9 protein-coding genes are annotated in these 15,658 nt (G+C 66.6%); 6 read left to right on the forward strand and 3 right to left on the reverse strand.

All coding sequences use genetic code 11. The features are described 5' to 3' along the window. The first annotated feature begins 250 nt into the window (after positions 1–250). Positions 251–1,558 (forward strand): hypothetical protein, encoded by a 1,308-nt coding sequence (locus ACSBP4_RS12415; RefSeq protein ID WP_435552382.1) that lies wholly within the window; start codon positions 251–253, stop codon positions 1,556–1,558. 19 nt (positions 1,559–1,577) lie between these two features. On the opposite strand, the gene ACSBP4_RS12420 is transcribed toward ACSBP4_RS12415, so the two are convergent. Both ACSBP4_RS12420 and ACSBP4_RS12425 read right to left on the reverse strand, forming a co-directional pair. After that, a complete protein-coding gene (locus tag ACSBP4_RS12420; RefSeq protein WP_435552383.1) occupies positions 1,578–3,191 on the reverse strand; it encodes an alkaline phosphatase family protein in 1,614 nt (537 codons plus the stop codon). Between the two features lie 165 nt (positions 3,192–3,356). Beyond that, positions 3,357–4,367 carry a GNAT family N-acetyltransferase gene (locus tag ACSBP4_RS12425; protein WP_435552384.1) on the reverse strand — a complete coding sequence of 337 codons (1,011 nt, stop codon included), beginning with the start codon at positions 4,365–4,367 and terminating at the stop codon, positions 3,357–3,359. Between the two features lie 288 nt (positions 4,368–4,655). Here ACSBP4_RS12425 and ACSBP4_RS12430 point away from each other — a divergent pair, with 288 nt between their 5' ends. The 3 genes from ACSBP4_RS12430 (at position 4,656) to ACSBP4_RS12440 (ending at position 10,185) form a co-directional block, all read left to right on the forward strand. Then, a complete protein-coding gene (locus tag ACSBP4_RS12430) occupies positions 4,656–5,666 on the forward strand; it encodes a DUF1616 domain-containing protein (RefSeq protein ID WP_435552385.1) in 1,011 nt (336 codons plus the stop codon). Positions 5,667–5,800: 134 nt separating this feature from the next. Then, positions 5,801–7,636, forward strand: a complete 1,836-nt coding sequence (locus tag ACSBP4_RS12435) for an MFS transporter (RefSeq protein ID WP_435552386.1) — start codon at positions 5,801–5,803, stop codon at positions 7,634–7,636. A 752-nt stretch (positions 7,637–8,388) separates the two neighbouring features. Beyond that, positions 8,389–10,185, forward strand: a complete 1,797-nt coding sequence (locus ACSBP4_RS12440; RefSeq protein ID WP_435552387.1) for a hypothetical protein — start codon at positions 8,389–8,391, stop codon at positions 10,183–10,185. Positions 10,186–10,250: 65 nt separating this feature from the next. On the opposite strand, the gene ACSBP4_RS12445 is transcribed toward ACSBP4_RS12440, so the two are convergent. Further along, the gene (locus ACSBP4_RS12445) at positions 10,251–12,083 is read right to left on the reverse strand and encodes a hypothetical protein (protein ID WP_435552388.1); all 1,833 of its coding nucleotides are present in this window, start codon (positions 12,081–12,083) and stop codon (positions 10,251–10,253) included. 318 nt (positions 12,084–12,401) lie between these two features. Between ACSBP4_RS12445 and ACSBP4_RS12450 the strand changes: the two genes are divergently transcribed. Together ACSBP4_RS12450 and ACSBP4_RS12455 are read left to right on the forward strand one after the other, a co-directional pair. After that, positions 12,402–14,048: an alkaline phosphatase family protein gene (locus tag ACSBP4_RS12450; protein WP_435552389.1), complete on the forward strand. Its 1,647-nt coding sequence runs from the start codon at positions 12,402–12,404 to the stop codon at positions 14,046–14,048. Next, on the forward strand, positions 14,048–15,601 hold the full coding sequence (locus ACSBP4_RS12455) for a flippase (protein WP_006650353.1): 1,554 nt from the start codon (positions 14,048–14,050) through the stop codon (positions 15,599–15,601). The genes ACSBP4_RS12450 and ACSBP4_RS12455 overlap by 1 nt, the downstream gene beginning before the upstream one ends. The last annotated feature ends 57 nt before the right edge of the window (positions 15,602–15,658 follow it).

Raw genomic sequence — 15,658 nt, forward strand, 5'->3', positions numbered from 1 at the left:
AAAACAGGTGTGTGAATCGATCCCGTCCACGATCGTTCGACCGCTACCGATACTGATATCGTCGATATCGCCGTCCGAGACCGCTCGGAGCCGGATCGAGTCGTGACCGCGTGGCGACACCCGTCCTGTATGGCAACCCTGCCGTTCCGAACGGTCGGCTACGGAACGATTTCTCGATCCCGAACTGATCAACGGTTCCGGCCCCTTTTGTAGACGGTCGTGGTCCGACCGGGACGAGAGGCGATTCCGAATGTCATCCATTCTCATCGACGACCTATCCGTCGACGAACGCACGCTCGAGTGGTCCGTCCGCCCCTCGAGCGACCTCGAGCGGTTTTTCACCGACGAACCCTTCCGAGCCAGCTACGACGTCCCGATCGCGGACGTTCCCGACGGAATCCTCGCGATCCCAGTTCTGGCCCACGTCTGCCCGGTCGCGTGGGCCAACGGGGCCGACGTCTACGTCGACGAGGTCGACGCGACGTTCGCTCGCGCCCTCGAGGACGTCGAGGCGTCGCTGTGTTCGATGTACGACTTCCTCGAGGGCGGGGACCTCTACGCCCGTCGAACCGTCGAGCCGGAGCCCGACCCGGAGGGGGACCACGGACTGCTCTTTACCGGCGGGGTCGACTCGACGTGTTCGTACGTCCGCCATCGCGACGAATCGCCGACGCTGATCGGGATCCGCGGTTGGACGATCACCCCCGACGCGGCCGACGACGACAAGTGGGCGGCGCTCCGCGAGCGCGTGTCGGGGTTCGCCGACGACCGCGGCTGTGACGCCGCGTTCGTCGAGTCGAACATGCTCTCTTTCCTCGATCACCCCATGCTGTTGGCCCACTACAAGCGCCACGTCGACGGCGGCTGGTACAGCTCCGTCGGCCACGGGCTGGGACTGCTCGGGCTCTGTGCCCCCCTCGCGTACGCCCGCGGCATGACGGATCTCTCCGTCGCCGCGACCCACTGGGACGGGATCGACCTCGAGTGGGGGTCCCGTCCCGATATCGACGAGCGAGTCCGGTGGGCCGGCACCCGATGTCACCACGACGCCTACGAACTCACCCGCCAGGAGCGACTCGACGTTATCGCCGACTACGTCCGCACCGAGAACCCGGGGCTACAGCTTCAGACCTGTAACGACCGCATGGACGGCAACTGCGGCGGGTGCGAGAAATGTTATCGGACCGCAGTCGGGCTCCGGCTGGCCGGCCTCGAGCCGACCGATCACGGCTACCCCTTCACCGACGCCGACTATCGCCGCCTCCGGCGCTCGCTCGAGCGCGGCGACTGGGTCCTCGGGCAGGACGAGCGCCACATGTGGGCCGACATACGCGAGCGCGCGCGCGAGACCGACCCGACCTCACCGGCCGAGCGGGCCTTCTTCGAGTGGCTCGAGGGCGTCGATCTGGACGACCTGATCACGACCGCGGAGCCGCCGTTGTCCGATCGACTCCTCCGGGCCGGCGCGCGGAACGCCCCCGCGCCGGTCTACAACGCGGCCTATCCGGTCTGGACGACGGCGAAGGCCGGACTTCGGCTCGTTCGCTCCGACCGGTAAGCGTCGGGACCCGTCCGAGTCACTCGAGATACCCCAGATCTGCGAGTCGCTTTTCGACCCCCTCGTCGGCGGTCTCGACCGACGGGTCCGCGTCGAACCGGGGATACGAGCGGGTCTCGGGCGGCTCGACGCAGGGGAGCGCCTCGCCATCCATTCGCTCGTCGGTCGGAACGCCCAGCGTCGCGAGGACCGTCGGCGCGATGTCGAAGAGGTGCGGCCGGCCGACCCCCGCATCGGGATCGATCGCGTCGCCGCTGGCCGCGACGGTCCCCTCGAGCTTGTGATTCCACGGCTCGCTCGGTGGGCCGAACTGCTCGTCGCGTAGCGTCGCCGAGAGGAAGTGATCGAAGTCGGCCGGCACGGTCACGACGTCGACGGCACGATCGCTCTCTGGCCCGTCGAAGAACTCCTCGCGGGGAGCGACGGTCTCGAAGACGGGCTCCCCGTCCGGCGTCGTGACCGACCGCAGTTCCCCGATGAGCCGCGACCGGACCGTTTCGTACTCCGACTGCGGGACGACGCCGTCGGGCTCGCGCCCCTCGAGGTTGATGCGGACGCCGAGTTCGATCCGCGAGCGGACGGAGGCAGTCGACGCCGCGAAATCGACCTGGGTCGCGCCCGCGTTGACCAGCCCCGCGGGGGCGTACTCGGCCACGAAGTCGTCGATCCCGAGCCGTGCGAGGACGGCACCGATCCGCTGGCTCGTGAGTCCGACGCCCGCGGCCCGCGCCATCGCGCGCTCGGCGAGGCCGGGCTCGTAGTCCGCGGCCTCGTCGCCCTGCTTGAGGTTGCTGTCCCGAACCGTCGCCCACGTGGGCATTCCCTCGCCGCCGCGTTCGGTCTCGACGACGCCGCGGTCACGGAGATAGTCGTTGACGCGGAACTCGTAGCCGTCGTAGGGCCCCATCCCGTGGTCGCTGGCGACGATCACGGTGTCCGGATCGTGGGCCGCGACGGTCTCGCGGAGCTGGCGGTCGACCTCGCGGTAGATCGATCGGATCGCCGCGTCGTCGTCGGGCCGCTCGTGGAAGATCGAGTCGGTCGCCTGGAACTCGAGGAAGCCGAACTCGGGGTCGAACCGATCGGCGAGGTACCGAAACGCCTCGCCGCGGGTCCGCACGCAGTCGGCGTAGGCGCTCCCGCGGTCGGCGGCGTCCTCGTCGGGGTAGACCCGGTACTCGCCGATCGATTCCCGCACGTCCGCGAGCAGGCCGGCGGGGTGGCAGTCGGGGTCTTCCGGCGCGGTGTACCCCGGAATGAGCGCGCCGTCGAACTCGCGGGGCGGGTGGGTCACGGGGACGTTGACGACGACGCTCGTGATCCCGTGTCGGTCGAGCAGTTCCCACAGCGTCCGCTCGCGGACGTCGGTCGCGTTGACCACGTCCCAGTCGTAGCCGTCGAAGGAGAGAAAGCCGTAGACGCCGTGTTTGCCCGGGTTCATCCCGGTGTACAGCGACGGCCAGGCGCTCGCGGTCCACGGCGGGATTTGGGACTCGAGCGGCCCGCTCGCCCCGTCCCGGTAGAGCGACTGGAGGGTCGGTACCTCGTCGTCGTCGAACAGCGGCTCGAGGACCCGATCGCAGGCCGCGTCGATACCGACGAGTAGCGTTCGAAGGGAGGATCCGTCGTCCATCGAGGGGACATCCCCCCTCTCTACCCTTCGTTATAGACGAAATTATCATGGACCGACTCGTTTTCCGGCTCTGAGCGGCTCCTCTATCGTCGACCGGTCACCGGTAACGACTCCGAATAACCGTCGAAACGACTTCATACCGGCTGCCCCCGCGGCCGCGAGGCGTTACTTGACCGAATCGTACAGCGACGCGACCTGCCTGACCCCCCAGGAGCCGTACTCGAGGCTGTAGTAGCTCCGCAATTCGGGGTTGAACTTCGCCTTGTAGCGGTTGATCCGGCGGGTGTCGGCACCGACGAGGTCGTAGGTCTCGAGGCCGCGCTCGAGACCGTCGCGCATGATCGCCCAGTCGAGGAGGTCGTTGGTCGGCAGATCGACGTCGGCGTCGGTACGGACGCCGCCGAGCCAGCGGCCGACGGTGTCGCCGTACTCCAGCGCGAGGATGCCGCCGACGAACTCGCCGTCGACCCGGAGGGTGTAGGGGCGGACGTGACCGTTGGGCGATCGGTCGGCGAGATCGAGGACGAACGCGAGCGGCACGTCGAAGTCGATCCCCTGGGACTCGTACCGGTTCCGAACCTGCTCGTGGATCAGCCGGATCTCCTCGCGGCCGCCGACGTCGATCTCGTAGGCGTCGTCGTCGGCGTTGCGAACGTTGCTCCGCGCGTCGCTGCTGAACGACATGAGGAGGTCGTCCGCGTCCCTATCAAGGTCGACCGCGTAGGTATACGACGGCGTCACGTCGTACTCGTTCCACTGGAACGGTCGCGCGTCCGCGAAGGTCGTCGCGGTGCGGACGTGGCCGTATTTGGGGTTCAGTTCGGCGTCGATCCACTCGAAGCAGCCGTCCATGAACCGCTGTCGTCGTCGCTCTCGCTTTCGCTGTTTCAGCTTCCCCATGTTCAGGAAGGCCGGCCCGAGGTAGGGGATGCGGAGCCGCGGCGGCGGCGAAAACGCCGTCGTCACGAGCCGCTTGGTGATCTCGAAGACGGGGAAGATCCCCACCGGCTCCTGTCCCTTGAACCCCACCAGCGGATGCAGCGTCGCGTCCGCGTGGTCGGCCTGTACCCGCAGCGCCTCGAGTTCGTGACAGAGCCGTCCCTGCGGCGATCGCTCGACGTACCCGTTCCACCGGTCCAGATCGTCCTCCGTCGCGACGCGGACGTCGATGCTCATGGCCGCGGTCCCTCACATGCGATCGAGGCGGTCGTCGCTCGGCGTTCCATAAGCGATGGCTCCCCGCACAGCTACTTTGTAAGCAGCCTGTTTCCGTCGTCGGAAGCGACAGCGAGCGGACACGCTCCGACGGTTCGTTACTCGAGGGAGCAGTCGCATCCCACGGTCCGCCGACGCTCCGCGATCAGTGATGGACGCCGCCGGGTCGCGTGCCGGCGGTCGGCGTCGACCACCACGGTAACCGACCAGTAACAATGGCTGACAGGATGGTGCGGTCGATAAATCACAATGAAAGGCCTGCCATTTCAGCCGGTCACGGCCCTGCGGCGGCGCAGCAAGTCCGTCCTCGCTGGCGCTCCCATCGATCTGATCGGCATCGCCGGTTTCGTCCTCGTCGCGGCCGTCCTCTTGACGATCGTCGACGCCCCGTCGACGGTCCTGCGGGCGGCGGTCGGGTTCCCGCTGTTGTTCCTCGCGCCCGGGTACGTGGTCCTGTCCGCGCTCTTCCCGCGGGAGACGCCCGCGAACGCCGACGGTCGGCCCCTGCACCGGCAAACGGTTCCCCTGTCCGACGCCGAGCGAGCGGCGCTGTCGTTCGGACTGAGCTTCGCCCTCCTCCCGCCGTTAGGGCTGGTAATCGCCGTCACGCCGTTCGGGTTCACCACCTCGACCGTCGTCAACACCGTTGCGGGAGCCACCCTGCTCGGGGCCGGCGTCGCGATCGCCCGCCGCTTGGCGGTCCCGCCCGCCGACCGCTATCGCCCCGCTCGCCGACTCGAGGCGGCTCGTGCAGCGATCTTCGACGCCCGGTCGACGCGTCACGTCGCCGTCAACGTCGTTCTCGTCATCAGTATGCTGCTGGCGGTGACGACGGTCGGCTACGCGCTCGTCGCACCCCAAGACGGCGAGCAGTACACGAGCCTCCGGCTGCTCACCGAAGACGACACGGGCGAACTCGTCGCGTCGGGCTATCCCTCGGAGATCGAAGCCGGCGAGGCCGTCCCGCTGGTCATCGCCGTCGAGAACCAGGAGGGCGAGGACGAGGACTACACGGCCGTCGTCCAGGAGCAGCGTCTCGAGGACGGCGAGATCGTCGAACGCAACGAGTTACAGCGCATCGACTACAGCGTCAACGCCGGTGGCACGGCCTACGCCGATCGCACGCTGTCCCCCGAGGCCGAGGCGGGATCGATCCGGATCACCGTTCTCCTGTACGACGGTGACGTCCCGGAGACGCCGACGACCGAGAACGCGTACCGCCACGGTTACTTCTGGGTCGACGTCACCGACGGCGAGTGAGCGCCCCTCGTGACCGCTTCCGGGCGGGCTCGCCCTCGAGCGTCGTTCGGTCCGCGGTGACGGTACGAGCGAACTTACAGTCGGCAACCGGTGAATAACAAGGCCCGCGATCGGGCAACGTCTCGGCAGTTCGAATGTCTTCCCAGTCAGCCGTCGACGACGATCCGATCCGGAAGCTGGTACTCGCGATCGGCTTTCTCGCGGTCAGCGCCAGCGCGTTCGTCGCGCACACGAACCCTGCGACCGGCTACGAGCTATCGATCTACACGATGACGCCGTGGGCGGTCTGGGCGGGGCTGCTGGTCGCGCTGAGCGTCTCGCTTGCCGTCGCGTTCGTCCCGTTCTCGCGGGCACACCGGCACCAGTGGAGCCGTTCGATAGCGCTCGTTCTCGGCGGGCTCGTGATGGTCGTCTTCGTCGGGCTTCCGATCGTTCGCGGCTACCGGTTCTACGGCCACTACGACGCGTTGACCCATCTGGGGTGGGCCCGCGGTATCAGCGAGGGGACGTTCCTCCCCTTCGAGCTGTTCTATCCCGGTATCCACACGGTGACGGTCCTGATCAACGCGACGGTCGGGATCGCGCTCTCGCGGTCGATGCTGTTCGTCGTGTTCTTCGCCGTCCTGCTGTTCTGTCTGTTCGTCCCCCTGTGTGTCGGCGTGATCGTCCGCGACTGGAACGCAGTGGCGATCGCCGCCTTCTCGGCGTTTCTGCTGTTGCCGATCACGACGATCTCGATGAACCTGTCGGCACACGCGATGTCGCAGGCGGTGTTGTTCTCGTCGGTCCTCCTGTACCTGTTCGCGAAGTATCTCCGCACCGATCGGGACGGACGCTCGTTCTCCGCCGTCGGCGTCACGTTCGCGCTCGGGTCGGCCGCGGTCGTCCTCTATCACCCGCAACTCGCGGCGCATCTGCTCGTCGCCTTCGTCGCGATCGGGCTCGTTCAGTTCCTCGCCAGGCGGGCCGATCACGACCGCGCCTCCGAACACCCCGCCCTCTACGGACAGGTGCTGTTCCTCGCCGTCGTCTTTCTGGTGTGGAGTTCGAACTACGGGTTCTTCGCCGGCACGGCCGAGTACTTCCTCGGTTCGGTGATCGAGTTCGTCCTCGGCACGGGCGGCGGCGCGGGCGACACGGTCGCGACCCAGGGCACCTCGTTGGCGTCGATCGGGGGGAGCCTCTCGGAGATCTTCTTCAAACTGTTCTTCCCCTCGCTCGTCTTCTCGCTGCTCGCCGGCGGCCTCGTCTTCGCCGTCGCGGGACGGCTGAGTTCGCAGTGGCTCGATCGCTTCCGCCTCGAGACGACGTATCTCGCCGCCGGCCTGGTCGCGCTCGGCCCCGTCTTCGTGGCGTACTTCCTCGCCAGCGGGTCGAAGATGTACTTTCGCGTCTTCGGACTGATGATGGTGTTCGTGACCGTCCTCGGGGCGATCGCGATCCACGGGCTGTTGACGCTGCTCTCGGCGCGACGATCGGGGGGTCGCGGACCGCCCGTCGGGCGACCGCTGATGGCCGTCGCCGTCGCCGTCTTACTCGTCCTGTCGCTGCTGGCCGTCTTTCCCTCGCCGTACATCTACAAAGCGTCCCCTCACGTGAGCGAACAGGAGTTGCACGGCTACGAGTCCGCCTTCGCCACTCAGCAGTCCGATCTCGCGTTCGTCGGGCTGCGAAACGGACCGAACCGGTACGACGACGTGATCAACGGCAACGAACAGCGGATGCACGCCCACGACGGTCTCCCTCCGTCCGTGATCGAGGACGGGGTTTCTAACGAGTACGAGGGCGATCGGTACCTCGCGCTCACGCGATCGGATTACGAACGCGAGGTGATAGCGTACCAGGGGCTGCGATATTCCGAGCGCGAACTCGATCGAATAACGGCCTCCCCCAACGTGAACCGGGTTCAGTCCAACGGGGAGTTCACGCTGTACTACGTTACCAGTAGCGGGGAGTCCGAGGCGGCGTAACGGACTGCATTCGGACCCGCGGTCAATTCCGCGGAACGGTCAATCGCCTCGGACCGGCGCTGCTCTCGTCACTGTTTTCGACACCGGGAACGCGATCCCGTCGTTTCGGTCCCGAACCGGACACGGTCGGAAACCGACTCCGCCGGCGTGATCGCAATCGAACCCGTCGCCGGCATCCCTTCGCCGTCTCGGTAGCCGCCTCCAGCGGCGGCCCCGCCTCGGTTTCTTGCTGCCGTCTCGAGTCGAGTTAGGACGCGACCGTCTCGCTCGTTGGCGGTCCGTTCGGCGATCTGCTCCAGCGACCGGTCGGTTTCTCGGTTCCGGTGCCGCCCGATCGCCGTCGGCGGGGTTGAAGCGATCACACTGTATCCTTCGACCGAAGGTCCAGCCGTCCGCGTTGAGTTGATCGGTGGCGATTCGAGCGCCGCGTTTCGATCGCGGTCGCCTCGAGCGACCCGCCGTGTGATCGGTCGGTCTCCGTCGGTGTCCTGACTGGACCGCGTCCGACAGTCGACACCGCTACGGTAATATGGTGTTACCGGCTCCCTGAGCCGGCCGGAGAAGCGCGTTTCGGCCGGTAATACCTATTTACTGCTCTTCAGATTAGACCTTCCTCGAGCCGAGACATACATAACAAACATACAAATAATTCAAAATATTTTGAATTTATATTCGTCGAAATAGTGTTTTGGTATGAGAATGTGCAGAAATTAGGAAAGGCTTATGAGGGTATAATACTCGATTTCGGTCGCATGGCACGCGACACTTCGGTACCGGACGATGACGCTTCGTCCGAGACGAACGGCGACGACCGACGGAACGGCGGTAACGAGTCATTACTTGGCCGACGATCGTACCTGACGATGGCCGGCGCCACCACGGCGGCGACTCTCGGCGCGGCGACCGCGACGGGACAGAGCGTCAGCGGGGACTACGACGTGATCGAAGTCAGCGCCGGCGAGCGGTTCACCAAACGCCTCGAGGAGGGCGAGACCTGGGGGAACAAGCTGATCGACATCACCGCCAGCGGGGCGGAGTACCTCATTCACACGCAGGGCAACTCCTGTACGATCCGCAACGTCGGGATTCGGGGCGTCTGGGACGGTCACGACGGCTCCCCGCTCGTCGCCTACGCTACCGATCCGAACGGCGAGGTTCTCGTCGAAAACGTCTATCTCGGCGACGGCTCGACCGCTGAGAACTACCCCGCCGGGAACCCCGGCGTGTTCGTCCCGCCCTCGCACGCAGGGACGGTCACGGTCCGGAACCTCAACTACCAGGACAACCCGAGCAACGCCGTCTACGGCTCCTCCCCGGGCAACCCACAGGAGCATCCCAGCCCCGGTGCGGGCGGTACGGTGATCATCGAGGACTCCTACTCGTCGAACCACTCGTCCTCGGGCTTCCGCGTCGGGACCGACGACTCCCGCGTCGAGAACTGCGTGGCCGTCGGCGGGAACCGCGGCGGTTGGGCGTATTTCAACAACCCGACGTACCGCAACTGCGACTTCTCCGGGGCCAACATCGGCGATATCTACGGCGGCAACGGCGCGTGGTCGCTCGACGGCGTCGCCACCATCGAAGAGGTCTACGGCTCCAACCCGGGCGGCAACGTGGACGGCTCGTTCGCCGGCTCCGCCCGGCGGACCCGGCCCGAGGAGGTCGACGGCGTCCCGACCACGCCCGAGGAGGCCGCGTCCGGCGGTTCGAGCGATAGCTCGAGCAGCGGTTCGAACGAGGATACCGCCGAGTCCCAGCTCTCGAACCTCCTGCTGGTCAACGGCAGTTCCTCGGATGTGACCCGCTACGAGTTCACGGTCGGCGGCGACGTCGAGCGCTCGACCGCCGAGGGCGCGTCGATCGACGACGAGGACCGAATCGACGGCTCGACGGTGAACGGAACCGTCGCCGACTGGAAGGACGCCTTCCGCTTTAGCGGCGACCTCGCCGAGCTGACCGTCGACGGCCCCGGCACCGTACTGGTCAACGGCGAGGAAGTCGATCCCGCCGACTACGGCGAACAGCTCCCCCACGTCCTCGAAGTCAGCGGCGAGGGGACGACGATGAGCTACGAGATCACCGTCGACGGATCGATCGAACTCGTCGCCGACGACGAGCCGGCCGCGGAGGCGACGACCGTCTCGGGCTCGACCGCCCAGAGTTCGATCACGGACGGCACCCAGACCTACCGCTTCTCGGGCGCGCTGACCGACGTGACGTTCACGGACGGCACCGCGATGATCACCGTCGACGGCGAACGGATCGATCCCCGCGAGTACGGCGCGTACGAGATGTTCCCCCACGCGCTGGTCATCGACGGCACCGACGCCGACGGGCCGACGACCTACGCGTTCGAGATCGACGGCGCGGTCGTCCAGTCCGACTACCAGAACGCCTCCATCGACGAGGAAGACGTCGTCGAGAACGGGACGGTTCGGGGCGGCGTCGGCAACTGGCTCGACGCCTACTGGTTCGACGGCGATATCGCCGATTTCCGACTGCGCGGCGACGCGGCCGTCGATCTCCAGTACAACGCGCGCGACCGGTGACCCTGGGAGAACCCGATCCCGAAAACTCGACAGTCGTCGGTGAGATCGAGAGCGACGCTCGCGGCTCAGGAGAGCGCACTGGCATCGAGCGGTAACTCGCGACCGGCAAACGGGGACCGTCGCTCCGCCAGCAGGATCGCGGCAGTGACCGTTAGCAGCAGATATATTTGGTGGTTATCACAGGACGTGGTATCGTCCGTGAACCGGCGGACGACGTCCGTGTCGAGATAGGTCTCGAGCGACTGCGACCGGGCAACCGAGTCACTGAGGAGTCGCGCGACGTTCGGGTGGTACTGGGAGTTGACTTCCCCGCGGTACACGACGCGAGCGATGTCCTCGAGGGAGGGATGGCGACCGAGCAGCGAGAGCCCGTACTGGACGAGTTTGTATCGCGGCGAGGCCATCGGCGTGCCGAAGTCGGCGTCGTCGAACTCGATCGCTCGGGGCCACAGTTCTCGGAGGAACTCCCGATAGAGGCGGTTGTGTGCCTTCTGCTCGTCCGGGACGTTCATCGCGTACGTGAAAAACGGTGCCGAATAGAACGGGGAGGTACTCCAGAAGTAGTACCGATTCCGGTCTTCGCCCTCGAACAGCCAACTGAACCCGCGCTCGTGCGTGAGGAAGTGGACGTACTTGTTCGCCAACTTCGACTCCGGATAGGACGATAACGTCGCCGCCACTTCACCGACGATTTGATCCCGATCGAGGCCGGTGATCGCCGCCACGTCCTCGAGCGGGAACACGCTGTTTCGAGCGATGGTGTAGGAGACGAGTTCTTCGGACGAGGACAGTGACTTGGCGGGACTGAGGTCCGGCAGCGTCTTGTCTCCGCCGTCGCCGGTGAAGTACGTGAGGTCGGACCCGTGAACGGCCTGTAGCTGCTCGAAGAAGTCGATCAGGAACGCGAGTCCGAGGTGGTTGAGTCCCCGTTTGATCGTCAGGAGCGTGTCCGCGTTCGACGCCTGCACGGGGTCGACGGTGAACAGTTCCCAGTCGACGTCCAGGCTCCGGCTGATTTTGCGTGCGATCTCGACGTCCGAACTCGTCTCCTGGGTCGACTTGACGAACGTCGCCGCGGAGCAGGGCACGTCCGACGCGTGGAACGCGGCCGCGATCGATCTCGAGTCGTGACCGCCGCTGAGCGAGAGGAGGTTCGTTCGATCCGGATCGCTTCGGTCCTCGCAGGCCGCCCGGAAGCGCTTCGCGAGGTTTTTGGCGTTCTCTTCGACGCTCTTGTCGGCGTGGCGTTTCTCGTCGAAGTCGAACTCCGCGACGGAACTGAACGAGGCGGTTCCGTCCGCTTCGACGACGACCTGGGTTCCCGGCGGGATCGTCGTGACGTCCTCCCAGAGGGTGCGGTCCCGGAGCGTGTACCCGAAGAGGAGAGTCTGTGCGAGTCCGTGCCGATCGAACGCCGGATTATCGAGGGGCGACTCGAAGAAGTACCCGATCTCGCGCGTGAAGACGGGGCTGCCGTCCCGGTCCGCATAGTATACCGGGAGCCGCCCGAACACGTCGTTGAGAACGGCGAGTCTCCCGGTCTCCTTCTCGAGGGCGTACAGGACGAACTCCCCGTCGGTCGTCCGGAGCCAGTCCCGGACCGACGAGCGCGATTTGTCGTCCGAAAAGAGGGTCGTCACGATTCGCTCGAGCGTCTCTCTCCGGGACGACGCCGCGTCGTCGTCGTAGATTTGACCTTCGAGACAGATCCAGAACTCGTCGGTTTCGAACTCGTCGATCGGGTAGGACGAGTACTCGGTGACGCCGATCGTCCACGGCTCCGCCTCTCGGACGACGCGACTCGTGTAGTTCTCGAAGTAGCATAACTCCTCGAGCGTTCGTCGTATCGAAGCCGAACGCCCTCGGGATCGTGAGTGCTGGAGGCTGACTCCGGGCATGCTAACATCACGCTTCGTGAATACCTTCGTTATGGACGTACTAGACGAATCGGCGGTTCCGACGGGCGTTCGCTCGCCGTTGCTCGTCGATCGACCGACAGCGGTAGTCTCCGTCCGCCCGTCAGGCGATGCGTCGGCCGGGAACCGACCGCCGCGTCGCGGTGAACGCGGCGTCCGGCCCAACCGGCAGTTAGGGTGAGAAACCGAGGGATAACAAAGGGAGACTGTAGTCTCGAGCGAAACGATGAATCGAACGGTTCGCGTTCCTCTGGAGCCGCGAGAGACCGACCGCCGTCCCCGCCGACGGAGGAACTCACGATGAAGACCGTCGTCCTCGGGTTCGACGCTCTCGACTTCCGCTATCTCGATCGGTTCGAGTCCTCGCTGCCGAACCTCCGGCGACTCCGCGATCGAGGGCTCGAGGCACCGTTGGCCTCGACCCATCCCCCGTGGACCGGCAGCGCGTGGCCGTCGATGTACACCGGAACGGACCCGAGCCACCACGGCGTCTACGGGTTCTTTGATTACGACGGCTATCCCGACGACGGAACCCTCGTGTCGCGAAGCGACGTCCGTCGGCCGGCGCTGTGGAACTACGTCACAAGCGACGGCGGCCGCTCGGTCGTGCTGAACGTCCCGATCACCCATCCCGCGGAGTCGATCGACGGGGCGTTGGTCCCGGGCTATCTCGCCGCGGAGGACGAGCCGGGCCACCCCGAGGGGATCCGGGACGAGCTGGCGGACGCGATGGGCGAAGAGTACACGATCTACTCGCGGGGCGAACTCAGCGACGATCCCGACGAGAAGTTCGAGGGGTATCTGGATCTGGTCGAGAACCGGCGTCGGGCCGCCGTCGCCCTGCTCGAGCGCGAGGAGTGGGAACTGGCCGTGATACAGGTCCAAAAGACCGACGCGGTGTTTCACAACTTCGACGATCCGGACCGGCATCGGGCGATCTACGTGGCCGCGGACCGGCTCGCCGGCGACGTCCTCGAGACCGTCGGCGACGACGTCAACGTCGTCCTCTGTTCCGACCATGGGATGGGGCCGGTCACCGGCTACGGCATCCACGTCAACGAGATCCTCAGGGAACACGGCTTCGTCGCGGCGACCGACGAGGGCGAGGCGATGTCGATGAAAGCCGAGAAGGCGTCGCTGATCGGGGCCGAAGAGGGTCCCGCAGGCGACGCCGCGGACGGGACCGGGGGGACCGCGACCGTCCTCGAACGGACGCTGCACGCCGGCCGGCGCGCGGCCTCGCGGGTGGGGATCGAACCGGCCGATGTCTACGCCGCCGCGGAACGCGTCGGACTCGAGGAGGCGCTGCTCCGAGTCGTCCCGGACGGGGCCCGGTCCGCCGCGAGCGAGAGCATCGACTGGCGAGCGTCGAAGGCGTACTGCCCCGACGGGATGCGGATGGGCGTCCGGATCAACCTCGAGGGGCGTGAGCCCGACGGCGTCGTCCCGCCCGCCGAGTACGAGCGCGTTCGCGACGAGATCATCGAGCTGCTGTCGGGGCTCGAGACGCCCGACGGCGAGCCGGCGTTCGAGTTCGTCCGCCGCCGGGAGGAGCTGTTCGGCGGGCCCTACCGCGAGAACGCACCGGACGTCTGCTTCCTGCCGACCGACATGAACCACACCGTCTCGAGCGGGCTCTACGGCCGCCGGTTCGTGCCCGTCGAGACGCACAACCACAAACGCGACGGGGTCTTCGTCGGTGCCGGTCCCGGCTTCGCCGACGCGACACCGGAGCGGCTCTCGCTCCCCGACGTCGGCCCGATCGTGATGGGGCTGCTCGACCGACCGATACCGGCGGTGATGACCGGCTCCGTCCCCGAGGGGCTCCTCGTCGACGAGCCCCCGCGAACGGAGTACGGAGACGTGCCGTACGGCGATTCGGCGGCCGACCGATCGACCGACGACGAGCGAGTCACCGAACGGCTCGAGGACCTCGGTTACCTCTGATGGTCGCTCGCGAACGCGAACTGTCCGCGCTCCTCTCGAGTGCGGCGATCGTGATGGTCGGCGGGATCATCGGGTCCGGTGCGACGCTTGCCGAGCGGGTCGTCATCGGCCGACTGCTGTCGCCCGACGCGTACGGCGAGATCAGCGTCGGACTGGCACTATTGAACGTTGGCGTGACCGTCGCGCTCGTGGGCTGTACGCAGGGCGTCTCCCGGTACATTCCGCGGTACGACGCCGTCGAGGACCGCCGCGGCGTCTGGATCAGTGGGCTCCTGGTCACAACGGTGTCTTCGGTCTGTCTCAGTGCGGTCCTGTTCCTGTTCGCCGACCCCATCGTCTCGGGGCTGTTCGAGACCGAAGCGGCGGTGCCGTTGGTCAGGCTGCTCGCCGTCGCGATCCCGTTCGTCGCGTGCTTTCGAATCGCCGTGGCGGGGATTCGCGGCCACGAGAACACGATTTACCGGACGCTGACCCGCAACCTCCTCGATCCGCTCTTGCGAATCGGGTTGCTCACCGTCCTGTTGCTCTCGGGCGTCGGCATCGTCGCGGCGGGCGTCGCGTACCTCGGCGGCGCGATCGTGACGCTCGTCGTCGCTCACGCCTTTCTGAGCCGTCTCATGCCGCTTCGCGGCCGGTACCGGACGCACGTCCCCGAACTCCTCAGGTTCTCCGCCCCGCTCGTGGTCTCGACCGTGATCAGTATCTTACTGACGCGAACGGACACGCTGATGCTGGGCTACTTTCGAAGCTCCTACGAAGTCGGCATGTACGACGCCGCCTATCCGATCGCCGGCGGGTTACTCGTCGTCCTCTCCGCGTTCGGGTTCCTCTATCTCCCGCTGGTCTCTCGGTTGGACGACGACGGCGATCGGGACGCGGTCGACGAGATCTACGCGACGACGACGAAGTGGGTCTACGTGGTCACGTTCCCGGCGTTTCTCCTGCTTGTGGTCTTTCCGCTGGACGTGATCCACCTCGTCTTCGGGACCGCGTATACGGACGCGGCCCGCGTCCTGCCGATCCTCGCGACCGGCTTCTTCCTCAGCGCCGCCGCCGGTCGGAACCGAGAGACCCTCTCGGCGCTGGGTTCGACGACGTGGATCGCCGTCGGCAACGTCGTCGGGCTCCTGCTCAACATCGGGATCAACGTCGCCCTCATTCCACGGTACGGGGCCGTCGGGGCGGCCGTCGCGTCCGTCACCTCGCTGGTCGCCGTCCACACGGTCATCTGTAGCGTCCTGGCGGTCCGCTACGATATCACCCCGATCTCCCCGGAGGCGCTGCGCTGTTACGTCGCCCTGCCGGCCGTCCTGCTCCCGCTCGCGTTCGCCCTCTCGCCGTGGCTCTCGATCACGGTCGTGACGATCGGGCCGGTCCTCGTCGGCGTCGGGCTCGCCTCGCTCGTCGTCGCCGGCCTCGTCGGGGGCCTCGAGTCGAACGACGTCGTCGTCCTCGATCTGCTCGAGGACGCCGCCGGCGTCTCGGTCCCGATGCTTCGCCGGTGGATCCCGTCGTCGGGCGACGAGGACCTGGACGCGAAATCGCCGAACTGATCGCCCCGACGGCACCGCGTTGGCGGGGACGGCGGCGGGCGATCGGCCCCGAAATCC

Source organism: Natrinema sp. CGMCC1.2065, assembly GCF_051225675.1.
Taxonomy (GTDB): domain Archaea; phylum Halobacteriota; class Halobacteria; order Halobacteriales; family Natrialbaceae; genus Natrinema; species Natrinema thermotolerans.

Coding starts and splice junctions, on each gene's coding strand:
- ACSBP4_RS12415 (WP_435552382.1), top strand. CDS start 251: ATGTCATCCATTCTCATCGACGACCTATCCGTCGACGAACGCACGCTC.
- ACSBP4_RS12420 (WP_435552383.1), bottom strand. CDS start 3,191: ATGGACGACGGATCCTCCCTTCGAACGCTACTCGTCGGTATCGACGCG.
- ACSBP4_RS12425 (WP_435552384.1), bottom strand. CDS start 4,367: ATGAGCATCGACGTCCGCGTCGCGACGGAGGACGATCTGGACCGGTGG.
- ACSBP4_RS12430 (WP_435552385.1), top strand. CDS start 4,656: ATGAAAGGCCTGCCATTTCAGCCGGTCACGGCCCTGCGGCGGCGCAGC.
- ACSBP4_RS12435 (WP_435552386.1), top strand. CDS start 5,801: ATGTCTTCCCAGTCAGCCGTCGACGACGATCCGATCCGGAAGCTGGTA.
- ACSBP4_RS12440 (WP_435552387.1), top strand. CDS start 8,389: ATGGCACGCGACACTTCGGTACCGGACGATGACGCTTCGTCCGAGACG.
- ACSBP4_RS12445 (WP_435552388.1), bottom strand. CDS start 12,083: ATGCCCGGAGTCAGCCTCCAGCACTCACGATCCCGAGGGCGTTCGGCT.
- ACSBP4_RS12450 (WP_435552389.1), top strand. CDS start 12,402: ATGAAGACCGTCGTCCTCGGGTTCGACGCTCTCGACTTCCGCTATCTC.
- ACSBP4_RS12455 (WP_006650353.1), top strand. CDS start 14,048: ATGGTCGCTCGCGAACGCGAACTGTCCGCGCTCCTCTCGAGTGCGGCG.